The 12,670-nt window shown below is 36.5% G+C and carries 12 protein-coding genes; all 12 read right to left on the reverse strand.

Annotation, left to right across the window (positions count from 1 at the left end; all coding sequences use genetic code 11):
• Positions 1 to 85 precede the first annotated feature (85 nt).
• The 12 genes from ACFQZ1_RS12445 to ACFQZ1_RS12500 all read right to left on the reverse strand — a co-directional run bounded on the left by ACFQZ1_RS12445 (position 86) and on the right by ACFQZ1_RS12500 (position 12,619).
• Positions 86 to 1,030, reverse strand: a complete 945-nt coding sequence (locus ACFQZ1_RS12445) for a nucleoside hydrolase (RefSeq protein ID WP_377882488.1) — start codon at positions 1,028 to 1,030, stop codon at positions 86 to 88.
• A 235-nt stretch (positions 1,031 to 1,265) separates the two neighbouring features.
• A complete protein-coding gene (hemY, locus tag ACFQZ1_RS12450) occupies positions 1,266 to 2,687 on the reverse strand; it encodes a protoporphyrinogen oxidase (RefSeq protein WP_377882489.1) in 1,422 nt (473 codons plus the stop codon).
• A gap of 22 nt (positions 2,688 to 2,709) precedes the next feature.
• Positions 2,710 to 3,645, reverse strand: a complete 936-nt coding sequence (hemH, locus tag ACFQZ1_RS12455; RefSeq protein WP_377882490.1) for a ferrochelatase — start codon at positions 3,643 to 3,645, stop codon at positions 2,710 to 2,712.
• 12 nt (positions 3,646 to 3,657) lie between these two features.
• Positions 3,658 to 4,704 (reverse strand): uroporphyrinogen decarboxylase, encoded by a 1,047-nt coding sequence (hemE, locus tag ACFQZ1_RS12460; protein WP_377882492.1) that lies wholly within the window; start codon positions 4,702 to 4,704, stop codon positions 3,658 to 3,660.
• Between the two features lie 182 nt (positions 4,705 to 4,886).
• Positions 4,887 to 6,989, reverse strand: coding sequence for a transglycosylase domain-containing protein (locus ACFQZ1_RS12465; RefSeq protein ID WP_377882699.1), 2,103 nt, complete (start codon positions 6,987 to 6,989; stop codon positions 4,887 to 4,889).
• 148 nt (positions 6,990 to 7,137) lie between these two features.
• Positions 7,138 to 7,482 carry a PH domain-containing protein gene (locus ACFQZ1_RS12470; protein ID WP_377882493.1) on the reverse strand — a complete coding sequence of 115 codons (345 nt, stop codon included), beginning with the start codon at positions 7,480 to 7,482 and terminating at the stop codon, positions 7,138 to 7,140.
• Positions 7,483 to 7,596: 114 nt separating this feature from the next.
• On the reverse strand, positions 7,597 to 8,334 hold the full coding sequence (locus ACFQZ1_RS12475) for an anti-sigma factor domain-containing protein (RefSeq protein WP_377882494.1): 738 nt from the start codon (positions 8,332 to 8,334) through the stop codon (positions 7,597 to 7,599).
• A gap of 10 nt (positions 8,335 to 8,344) precedes the next feature.
• Entirely contained in the window at positions 8,345 to 8,887 is a 543-nt protein-coding gene (locus tag ACFQZ1_RS12480; protein WP_377882495.1) for an RNA polymerase sigma factor, read from the reverse strand.
• Positions 8,888 to 9,164: 277 nt separating this feature from the next.
• Positions 9,165 to 9,656, reverse strand: a complete 492-nt coding sequence (locus ACFQZ1_RS12485) for a COG4315 family predicted lipoprotein (RefSeq protein WP_377882496.1) — start codon at positions 9,654 to 9,656, stop codon at positions 9,165 to 9,167.
• A 390-nt stretch (positions 9,657 to 10,046) separates the two neighbouring features.
• On the reverse strand, positions 10,047 to 10,535 hold the full coding sequence (locus ACFQZ1_RS12490) for a DinB family protein (RefSeq protein WP_377882497.1): 489 nt from the start codon (positions 10,533 to 10,535) through the stop codon (positions 10,047 to 10,049).
• Positions 10,536 to 10,716: 181 nt separating this feature from the next.
• Positions 10,717 to 12,150, reverse strand: a complete 1,434-nt coding sequence (locus ACFQZ1_RS12495) for a PH domain-containing protein (protein ID WP_377882700.1) — start codon at positions 12,148 to 12,150, stop codon at positions 10,717 to 10,719.
• On the reverse strand, positions 12,143 to 12,619 hold the full coding sequence (locus ACFQZ1_RS12500) for a PH domain-containing protein (RefSeq protein WP_377882498.1): 477 nt from the start codon (positions 12,617 to 12,619) through the stop codon (positions 12,143 to 12,145). The genes ACFQZ1_RS12495 and ACFQZ1_RS12500 overlap by 8 nt, the downstream gene beginning before the upstream one ends.
• Positions 12,620 to 12,670 lie beyond the last annotated feature (51 nt).

A 12,670-nucleotide genomic window follows, 5' to 3' on the forward strand; every position in this document is an offset into this window, starting at 1 on the left:
AGAGTCTTTTATGGACCTTCTTATGTGTTTACCCTTGCGTTTTCATCGCTAGGCGTACGCCATCTATGGAATACACGATTTTTCACTAAAATAGTTCTCCAGTCATTACAGTCATAAACTCCTTAAAAAACTGTTCGTAATTCATATGTATTGCAATCCTATGTTTTGGACGATTACCGAATGTTTCATGTTCCAAAGTGGATCTAAAATCTCCTATGCTTTGTCCTCGTAAGGTACCAGGTACATTGACCATCACAGACGATTGGTAGTACGTAAAAATATCATCACGATTAAGTGCAATCAAAGTCAGCGCATCATGAACCGGGCTACCTTGTATTCCAGGAACTTTTTTTTGATAAAATTGATAATAGTAATAGTCTAAAAGAGGCTTTAAAAACTTAGTTTTTCCTTTAGAATGGATATAATTAACCATTTCTGGTGTTACGATAGCCGATTGTGTAACATTCAAAGGATAAATTGATAAATTTTTTGCGTATCTCATTACAATATTGGCCGCTACAGGATCACCATAAAAATTAGCTTCTGCAATTGGAGTAACATTCCCTGGATATAGAAAGGCCCCCCCCATAATATAATAAGAATGGGCATTTTTCATCACATCTTCATAAAGAAGAAATAAGGTTGCAAGAGAAGTTAATCTTCCAGTATTCACGATAATAAGTTCATTTTTGTACTGGTTAATAAGTTTGAGAACTTCAAAGAAATTCTCAAACATTTTAAGTTCTAGTCCTGGTTGAATGGGTCCCATCCCAAATTTCCCATGAATTTCTGGATAAAAAGTTTCAACTTCTGCAGTCATGGAATGTTCTGCCCCACCAAAAACCTTTATATATTCTTTCCCTGCATTTTTAAGTAAAAAACGAACATTTCTAATAGCTTCTGTTTTGGGTACATTCCCATAGTCGGCAACAATTCCTATAACATCAATTTTATCTGTTAAATTGGCATATGTAAGAGCTATCGTATCATCAATTCCAAAATCTCCAAAAAACAATACTTTTTTTCCCATAAAATATTTCTCCTTAACTTTATTAACTTTTTAAAATAAGTATAATTAGGGATTATAATATAAGATTTGTCCTATACCTTTTCGGAGCCATGTGTACTTAGTTAGCTTACTCTTTCGTGAAAAAAGAACAATTTCCTTCTATTACAATGAATGACAATCCAAAACAACAACCACTTGATTATGAAAGAGAACACTATCATGCAAAAAGCATCCCTAATGAATAGGGATGCTCCTGTTATTGCGCTATTAACTCTTTTTGCTTCGTTTGTTCTAAATAAGATAATACATATTTTACCGCTGCTTCGCCTTGATCAATACAATCTGGTAATCCAGTGCCAGCATAAGAGCAGCCTGCTAAATAAATACCAGGTAATTCTTCGTTCATGAACTGTTTTATATCTTCCATGCGCTCTTTATGACCAACCGTATATTGAGGCATCGCATCTTTCCAGCGGCTGACAACAGTAAACTCTGGCTCAGCTGTTATATCCATTGTCTTTTGCAAATCTTCTAGCACGACACGAATGATTTCTTCATCTGTTTGATCCACAATCGCTTCATCGCCAGGGCGCCCAACATAACAACGTAACAATACCTTTCCTTCCGGCGTTGTATGCGGCCATTTTTTGTGCGTCCATGTACATGCTGTAATTGTAAAATCACTATTACGAGAGACAACAAATCCTGTTCCTTCAATATCACGCTGAATTGCTTCTTCCGGGAACGCTAACGCTACATTCGCAACTGACGTAGATGGAACGTTACGGAAAAAGCGGAACTGTTTATATTGAGCAAACATCGTTGGCAGCAATTTATGAGATGCAGCCATAACAACAGCATCGGCTTCTATTTCTTTGCCGTTGCTAAGCATGATGCTATAACTATCATCAATTTTTGTAATTTTTTCAACGCGCGTTCCTTTCATAACCGTTTCATCTTCTAATCGTTCTTCAATTGCATCTACAACGGATTGCAATCCTGTTTTTAACGTTAAAAAGATTCCTTTTGCTTTTGCATCCTTTGACGCTTTCGGCGCTAATGTACGCATACCAAGTGAAATACTTCGATATTTTTGCTCTACTTGATAAAACTGCGGGAACGTCGCCATTAAACTCATCTGATCAATATCCCCAGCATAAATACCTGATAACAACGGCTCAATTAAATTTTCAACCACTTCATTTCCTAAGCGGCGACGGAAAAAGTGACCGAGCGACTGATCCGACATCGGCTTAGAACGAGGAAGCACAAAATCAAGTCCTGCTCGTAACTTGCCGATAGGAGAAAACAACCCAGAATATACAAATGGTGTAATTTGCGTTGGAATTCCCATCATCGAACCGCTTGGAATTTCGTGCAAACGATTATTTACAAGTACAAACGATTTCCCTGTTGCATTGTTGACAAGTTTATCACCAAGATTTAGTTCTCGTGCTAACCTTGATGCACTCTCTTTTCGCTCTAAGAATGAATCTGGACCACGTTCAATTGTAAATCCGTCTTTTTGCACTGTTTGAATTTTTCCTCCGAGCCTTCCTGATGCTTCGATAAGCATCGTATCAATCGGCAGCCCTTGTTCACGAACTTCTTTTTGTAAATAATAGGCTGTTGTTAAACCGGAAATACCGCCGCCTATAATCACTACCTTCTTTTTCAAGCCTGCTTCCTCCTTTCTCGCTTTATGAAACTGCACTCCACTTCTTCATAACAACATCTGCTAAACAAGCAATAAATGAAGCAGTTGCATTTGGCATTTCTGGACGATAATAGTTTGCATCAATTTCTTCTGTTACAATTTTACATTCAATATCATTGTCATATAATACTTCTAAATGATCTGCAACAAACCCAACAGGTGCATATACAAAAGAAGTGTATCCATATTTCTCATGTAACTCACGTGTTAAATCCTGTACATCTGGTCCAATCCATGGGTCAGGTGTGTTACCAGCACTTTGCCAGCCTACGGCATAGTTTTTCACGCCGGCTCCGCGCGCAATATAATCAGCCGTTTCACTTAATTGTTCTGGATACGGATCACCAAGCGCAATGATTTTCTCTGGTAAACTATGTGCTGATACGATAAGAACAGCTTTTTCACGCTCATCAGCTGTCATTGTTTCATATGTTGCTTTTATTTGATTAACCCAGTAATCAATAAATTTCGGTTCTTTATACCAACTATCAATTCCATGAATTTGCAAGCCGCCAAGCTTTTCTGCTTCCTCTTGCGCTCTGCCTACATATGACTTTACACTGAAAGTAGAATAATGCGGCGCAAGAACAAGAGCAATTGCATCTTTAATTCCATCTTCGTACATATTCTTCACAGCATCTTCAATAAACGGCTCAATATGTTTTAAACCGAGATACATTTTAAACTCTACTTCGTCTTGCATTTCATTTAAATATGCCTCTAACTTTGTTGCTTGCTCAAGCGTAATCTTCGCTAGAGGAGAAATGCCACCGATTGCTCGGTAGCGTTCTGTTAGCTCTTCTAACATTTCCGCGCTTGGTTTTCTTCCTCTGCGAATGTGTGTATAGTAACGTTCAATATCTTCTTCTTTATACGGCGTTCCATATGCCATCACAAGTAAACCGATTTTCTTTTTCATATGACCTCTCCTTTACTTCGCCAACTGTTCTCTTGAATAGTCGTGTATGAATGCGGTCATACGTTTTAACGTTTCTGGATTTACCTCTGGGAATACACCATGCCCTAAGTTAAATACGTATCCCGGCTGTTTCATTCCTTGGTCTAAAATCGCTTTTACATGCGCTTCAATAACATCCCACGGTGCAAGTAAAATAGATGGATCTAAATTTCCTTGAACAGCCTTTTGAATACCGCGAGCACGCGCTTCTTCAATTGGCAAACGCCAGTCCAGACCGACAACATCAAGCGGCAGATCATTCCATTCATTTGCTAAATGACTCGCTCCAACGCCGTGCATAATAAGCGGTACATTCATAGGACGAAGCTCTGTGAAAATACGCTCCATTGCTGGTTTAATATATACGCGGTAATCCGCCACATTTACTGTACCAACCCAAGAATCGAAAATTTGGATTGCTTTTGCACCAGCATGAATTTGCGCTTTTAAATATGTAATCGTCATATCTGCAAGCTTATCCATTAGCGCAAACCATGCTTTCGGCTCTGCATACATAAACGCTTTCGTTTTATGATAATTACGGGACGGCCCGCCTTCAATCATATAACTTGCTAGCGTAAACGGCGCTCCTGCAAATCCGATTAACGGAACATCAAGCATTTCCGTTGTTAATAAACGAATCGTATCCAATACATATGGAACATCGTCTTCTGGGTGAATCTCCCCTAATTTTTCTACATCGTTTAGCGATTGAATAGGATTATCAATCACCGGTCCAATTCCTGATTTAATCTCTACATCCACCCCAATCGCTGGAAGCGGTGACATAATATCTTTATATAAAATAGCAGCGTCAACGTTATATTGATCAACAGGCAGCTTCGTTACGTAAGCACAAAGCTCTGGCTGATGTGTAATTTCAAATAAAGAATACTTTTCTTTAATCTTTCTGTATTCCGGCTGAGAACGACCCGCTTGGCGCATATACCATGCTGGTACATAATCCGTACGCTCACCTCTGCATGCTTGTAAAAATGTTTCGTTAATTTGTCGTACCAAAACCCTGTTCCCCCTTCTTTTCTAATGCAGCTAATGAACCCTATCCTTTTTTATCTTTTCTTACTATACAATCTGTAAAAACAAAATGTACAACATTATGTACGATGTTCATGAAATTGACACAAACATATGTCTAAATCCCTTATTTTTTCGGAACATTTTCATTATAGCACAAGCTGAATTTACGGCTTAACCTCTTTTGTTTTTTCTCCTTCTCGATTCGTTTGCGGATTAAATGGTACAACATAAAAATGCGGTACTTTAAAAACGTTCATAAACTTTACTTCATATTCACCTTTTCCTTTTACTGTATCTATATGAGTTGCTCTCCCATTGTCTATTTTGTAAATCCGATATTGAACTCTCTTATCAGGAAGTTGATTCCATGTTAGTTTCGCTGTAAACAAACCAAGCGGGGTAAACGTTAACTTAGCTTCTAAACCATCCACTTTACTTAAGCGAATCGGCATCCCAATTGTTTCAACACCACGCGGCTGTACAAATTTCTTTTCCTCTTGTACATTTACTTTCGCTAAAATTGTTTTAAACATTCTTGTTGGATAAGCACTAGTACCACGCACATAATGTTTGTCATCAGTGCGATCGTATCCCATCCAAACAGCTCCCACTAATTTAGGTGTATACCCAACAAACCAAACATCTCTTGCTCCGTTCTCCTGATTTGGCAAAGAAGTTGTTCCTGTTTTCCCAGCAAGTGCTCCTTTATATACACCATCTTGTGCATTTCCTTCTTTCACAACACCTTCAAGCATTTTTGTCATATACCAAGCAGTTTGCTTAGAAAAAATTTTTATTTCTTTGTCTGTTGCTTGTCCAATAATTTCTCCGTGTCGGTTCAATACCTTCTCAATTACATGCGGTTCAACGATTTTTCCACTCGCTGCAAATGCACGATACATTTTCACAAGTTCAAATGGTGAAACACCTTCTTTTAAACCGCCAAGCGCAGTACTAAGACCACGTTCAGGAATATAAATATCTCCTTTTTCTAAATATCGCTTTCCTTCTTCGACCCCAATGTCATGCAGAAGAGATACAGCAGGGACATTTGCCGATTCTAATAACGCATCATACATCGTTACTTCCTTCGAATATTGATCGTTGTAATTGCGTGGTTCATAGCCATCAAACGAACTTTGTTCATTTGTTAATAAAGAATACGGTGTATATTTTTTCGTTTCCAATGCTGGTGCATATACGAGAAGCGGCTTTAATACAGATCCTGGTTGCCGCTTTGCATAAATTCGATTTAACCCGCGTGCTATGTAATGCCTTCCTCCAACTGCGGCTCTTATTCCGCCTGTTTTACTATCCATTAAAAGAACAGCTCCTTGCATCTCATCGTCTTGCATCGGAAAATTATGGACATTTTGCAATTGTTCATATGCTACCTTTTGCATCTTGTTATCCATCGCGACAACAAATGTATATCCTCCGCGCAATACTTCTTGATGAGATAACCCATACGTACGAGCTGCTTCATCGACTACCATATCGATATATGGCATATAAGCAAGCTCCTGTTCATTTCGATTTGTATGAAGAGCAATTGTTTTTCCTTGATAACGAACTGTTTCTTCTGCTGATAAATATCCTTGTTTATGCATTAATGATAAAATTAAATCCCGGCGTTCCTTACTTTTTTCTGGATGCAAAAACGGAGAATAGCTATTTGGCGCTTTCGGAAGAGCAGCAAGCATCGCTCCTTCTTCGACCGTTAACTGCTGTGCATCTTTATTAAAATAAAATTTTGCAGCTGCTTGAATGCCATATGCCCCGTGTCCAAAATAAATATGATTTAAATACATTTCTAAAATCTGCTGCTTCGTATATTTCTGCTCCAAGTGAAACGCAATGGCAACTTCCTTTATTTTGCGAAACAACGTTTTTTCATGTGACAAAAAAACATTTTTCACAAGCTGCTGTGTAATCGTACTCCCGCCTTCTACTTTCTCTCCAGCTAAAATATCTTTATAAAGTGCTCGTATAATAGAAGAAAAATCAATACCATGATGTTTATAAAAACCTGAATCTTCAACAGCTAAAAATGATTGTTGAACAAATGTGGGGATGTCTTCAATATGTACCAATTCTCGATTTTCCACGTAAAGTTTCGTGATTTCTTTTCCTTGCTGATCAACAATACGTGATGAAGAGTGAAATACAAGACGCTTTTCATCCATCATATAACCACCAGTAAATATAATCAGTTTATATAGAACAATTGCAAATATAAAAATTGAAACAAAGCCAATGAGAAACATCTTTATATTCTTCACGCCTCACCCTTCTTTCCAAATGATGGTACGTTTATTATTTGAAAAAACATATCCTTTATGTATAATCTTCGAAGTTTTTTACAAGTCCAGGATATAATAAAAAAAGACCTCCAATAAGAGATCTTTGTTGATGTTATTTACTTATTTTCGACTTAATAATAGCGATAAAATCTTCTACGTTAGCACTCATTAACTGTTTGAATCTTACTACATCTTCTTTATGTTTCATTGAAATATACTCGTTCATTATCCCTTTTTTTCGTGTAATCTCATCTATATCTGTATACTCATAAATCTCAGTTAATTCATTTTCTACAATAGAGTCTGCACAAAAAATAAGTTTATTTTTTGTTGCTACTAGGATACCTGGTCGTATCGTTTGTCTGTATATAAACACTTCCAAAGAACACCGTATGTTTGCTAAAACCTCATCACGATTATCCAGATTTTGTTTTATCGTTTCTAAATTTGCTTGCATTAAAAATTCCCCTTTTTTATTTTTTAATATCCTCATAATTAGAATTAAAAGGAACTTCAAACTCCCCCCTTTATAAAAGTTAATAAGAAAATTGAATTCACTACAACATATGTTTTATGTTCCGAGTATCTTTTTGCCAAGAGGTTTCGTACTATTTGAATCCGGTTCAAGTGTAATACCGATGTTATCAAAGGACTGTGTTTGTGAAATTTCATATGTCAGGAGTCCTGAACCAGTTTCATCAGGTTTAAATATTCCAGCGTTTTTTCTTTCTCCATCTTTTAATAACCAAACTTGATACACTTCTGAATTTTTTACTTGTGGCAAATGATCAGCTTGTACAACTAATTTTTTCTTATCTCCTTGTTGTATAACAAACATATACCCCTTTGTATTTTCATGGTTTTGATCGGTTGATACTAATGGACGAGTAGAAATTACTTCAATTGGATTACTGTTTAATTCATGCTTAGCTAAAGGTTGTATTTTTAATTGCGAATTTTCGATTGTTAATGCTACTGTAATCACTAACATTGTTACTAGTAATACTGTTGTTAACGGTGTAAATTGTTTTTTTAGTAAAGCCGTCCATTCTTTCCATTTCGTTGTTACTCTGTTATCTTCATTCGTTTGTTCGTGTGCAAATACAAAATCAAACACTTCAGCTTTTAATGTTGCTGGTACTTCTTTCTCTTCAAAGTCGAAATGCAGCGCTTCCCAAGCTGCCTGCATGGATGGATACTCAGCCTGACATTTCGGGCATGTCTTTACATGTTCTTTAAACTTTTTTTCTTCTCTATCATCAAATGTATTTGTAATGTAAGATAATAAATGCTCACATTCTCTCTCCATACTATCCCCTCTATTCTAGATATTTTTTTAATCGCTTTAAAGATTGATGAAGACGACTCTTAGTAGTTCCCAATGGCTCATCTTCCATTTCAGCAATTTCACTAAGGGAATAACCTTTCCAATATAGTAAATCGATTAATCTTTTTTGGGACGTAGACAAATTCTGCTTTGCCTTTTGAATTTCAACACTGTGCAGCCTTTTCTCGATTTCATTCTTTGAATCTGCTATATGCATAGGTTTTTCAGCGTCATCAAACTTCCTATACATAAGTTCTTTATTTTCTTTTCGGACATAATCAATACATATATTCCTCGTAATCGTAAGTAACCAATTTACGAACTCACCTTTTGAAGGATTATACATACTTTTCGTTGTCCAAAGTTTTAAGAAAACTAATTGAACGACTTCTTTTGTTTCGTCTTCATTTCCTTGGAAAAATTTAAAAGTGAAACTATATACCAGCTTAATATATCGTTCATATAGTTCTTCTAATGCAGGACGATAGTTCTTTTTTACTAATTGCATTAGCTCATAATCATTTTTTTCTTTCATTCTCACCTGCACTCCCTGTTTTTTCATTTATTTCTGACAATTCGTAATTTATTTAATTATATAATTCAGGAAGAAAAATAGGAACCACCAACAACGTTGGTCGCTCCTTTTAACAGAATAGTAATCCCGCTATTCGCAGGCAGTAAGACCCCCACCTCAAGATTGAGAGAGAAGCGAAGAAGATAGGTGGGGGATAACTGCCCGTAAAAGCCCGATTGGTTCAACTAACCATCAGTGTGGGATAAAACCCTCCCCCACTGATGGAAGTTTCACTTTATCACTGTTTAAATGTAGTTTCACTATTCAGCACAAACCATATATCCTTAACCCCTTGTCCATTTATATCTCCTTTTGATTTATCATTAGCAAAATAGTAAAGGGGATATCCTTTATACGTTACTTGTTGTTCTTTCGTATCTTCTCTTGTTATCGTAGCAAAATCTTTTTTATCAAATCCTTTTGGCACTTCAAAATCTTTTGCAGCAAATGGCGGCCAAAGTTTTACACATTCACCACTACAATTACTTACCTTAGCTGTGTCTTTTGTAAAATAATAGAGTGTCTTTCCATCTGAATCTGCTAAATATTTTCCAACCTTATCGTTCTCTAATAATTGTAAACTAGGAGATTCGTCTTTCTTACTAATAACTTCACTCACGTTTTCCTCGCTCGTTTTCTTATTTTGAGCATCTTCTTTCTTATCGCTATTACACGCTGTTAATAGAAAAATGCTCGCTAATATGGCTACAACACATTGCCATGCTTTCATACTGACTCCTCCTTTAATTTTTTATTTATATGTAAGGTAACGATAGAAAAGTTTGATTGGTTTGATAAAAAATAAAAAAAAGATGTAAGCCTCTCCTTCTGCTTACATCTCTTTCTAACTCTATAAAATTTATCCCGCTATTCGCGGGCAGTAAGACCCCAACCTCAAGATTCAGAGAGAAGCAAAGAAGATAGTTGGATGTTAACTGCCCGTAAAAGCCCGATTGATAAAAGCTTTCTATCAGTAGAGGATGAAAAAACAAAGGAGAATACATATTTTTGCTCTGTTGTATCGCAAACAAAAAAGACTGCTTACAAACAGCATCACATATGTTGGTGCCATGCTTTTTACTTTCTGTTTTCAACAAACGAAGCACCACATGTATTCTCTCTAATCATTAGTTCCTAACACATCTGTGTTTGGAGGTTCATAGCCCATCTGGCGTATCATAGCTACAATCTGTCCCTTATGATGGAATTCGTGAGTGATTGCATGTGTTAGTAATTTACCAGGTGTGATTGATAACATTTCTCCTTTTTCTCTCCAAGGAATCTCCCTCTGAATCGGCTCATCCATGTGATGTGCAAGTACTTCAAATACTTCATTTACAAGAGAATCTACATGTTCAAAGCGTACTTTTATTTCGTTCAAACCAAGTTGTTGCAGGTCTTCCTTTGAAGTGAGCGGCTTCTTCGTCTTTAATAAAACAAATGAGCCGAGCCAAGCGTTATAACAGTCTGCTACGTGCACCATTGTGTCTCGCACACTTTGCCAACCGAATCCCATCTGGCGAGTAAAGTCATTTGGTTCTAGTTCTCTACAAAAGTCAAGAAGTACTGCTCGAGTCTGTTTGACCCATTCATATTCGTTTTTATGCATGATATACACCCTTTATTTATTGTTTAAGAAACTTATTCCACACCTTATATCTTAACCCTTCTAACAAGTAATCTATATCTATTTCGTCTTCACTCTTGCTCTTATGATCTATGGAAACAATAAAGAAGATAACCATCTACATATAATAGATGATTATCTTCTTTTCACTTTATTTTTCAGCCTACAAATATTTTTTATCTTTTTGTTTATACCAATCTTGCATCCTGTCTGCATCTTCCAATCTCATATGTTTTAATTCATAATGTTTACCTGCGCCTGATGACGCAACTGCAAACATATATGTACATAATTGATCTTTACGTTGAAAGTAAGACTGACTTTTCTTCATCGATTGAATATGTCTTTTTCTTACTAATCCCGTATATTTAGCAATGCCGCGATATACAATTGTGAGCTGGTTCGGCTCTAGCGCGTATCCGCCTGTTGTAAATTTCCCGTATCCAAGAGCTGTAAAAAGCATAAACAATGGAATTAACGCAAATAACCCGATGTATTGTTTAAAATATATACTAACTCCTGCAATCGGTATCGCAAATATCATACAAATGAGCCAACTATAAATGAGGTAGCGGCGCATTGCTGCTTTTGGTAAATGTGTTACCTGCTCCTCTATTTTATATGGTAATTGCAAGTGCTCCAATAGCTGCTCGACATCCTTTTTTCTCATCAGGGGATGCAGGGTGACATTCATTTCATGTTTTCCAATGCTTTGAATCACTTCTACGTGCACTGAGCAATAACCAAATGGTTGTCGAAGCAGCGCCTCTTTAATCGTAATAGCTTGGATTCGGTGTAGTTTTAGGACAAGCTCCTTTTTCTCAAATAACCCTTGCGAAATGCGAATTTCATCTCCTCTTCGGTAAACAGTAAAATTCGCATGTTTAAACGCATATGAAAGTGTTGAAATAATCCATGAAAATATAATTAAAACAGCCGCCATATACATCCAGCCGTACATATCACTATCTTCCACATATTTTTCAATCGCATCAATCATACTTTTTGGAATGTAGTCCTTTAGCTCTTGCGCAAAGATGAAAAGAAACGAAAATAATAATCCAAACTGCCCTGATGTAACAGAGGCAAGGAGAATTTCTTTTACTGTTAATTTATAAACAGCTGTATTTGTTTCATTCGTTAACACATCATTGTCTTCTGAGAACTGTCCTTCTAATTTTGCTTCTTCATTTAGAAGCGAAATTAAATACTTTGCCTCCTGAGTTGTAATCCCTGCTAGGCTTACCTCTGGTTCATGACCGCCACCAGCTGTTTCAATCTTTAATTTCGTTAAACCTAACAATTGATAGACAACATTGGAGCTTGTATTAATTGTTTGCACTCGTTCTTTATTCAAATAACTTTCTTTTTTCACAAACAATCCATGTTTAATATGCAGAGTATTATTTTCAATCCAATATACTTTGTAATACCATGCAATCATAGTAGAAATAATGGTAAACGCAAAAACTCCAACCGGAAGCAAATACCAAAATGAAAACTTACCTTTCATACTAAAGAGAAGTATAAACGTTGGAAACAAATCTCTTAATTTTAATTCAAATAAAATCGTAATCGGATGCTGTCTCTTATACATCTTCATCACTTACCTTCGCCAGTTCAGAAATTTGGCGTTTTAATTGTTCAGCTTCCCTCATTGTTAAACCAGGAATACCATGGGTCATTGCTGCTGTAGACACTTTTAATTCTGTCAATCCAAATTTCCGCATAATCGGACCTTGTTCAATCGTTACGTGTTGAATACGAATCATCGGTACTAATACGCGCTTCACAACGAACATTCCATGTTGAATTTCCATCTCTTCCTCATTTAATTGATAGCTATGATAACGCTGACGTAAGCTCGGAAATACAAGATAACCGAGCGGTGCATATGCAAGAAGCCCTATTACAAGCGCACCGAATATCCAGCCTGTCCAATCGAATTTCATCATAAATATAAAATAAGCTATTGTAATAATAAGACCGACTCCAGATGTAATGAGCGAGTGAATTTGCCATACTCGTACCATGCTGGAATGAATTTGATTTTCTAATGGTTGCATCGTTTCACCTCTATTTTATAATATAGTACATCTTTTTCTACGAATCTATCA

This window comes from Bacillus sp. CGMCC 1.60114 (assembly GCF_042676365.1).
In the GTDB taxonomy this organism is placed as follows: domain Bacteria; phylum Bacillota; class Bacilli; order Bacillales; family Bacillaceae_G; genus Bacillus_A; species Bacillus_A rhizoplanae_A.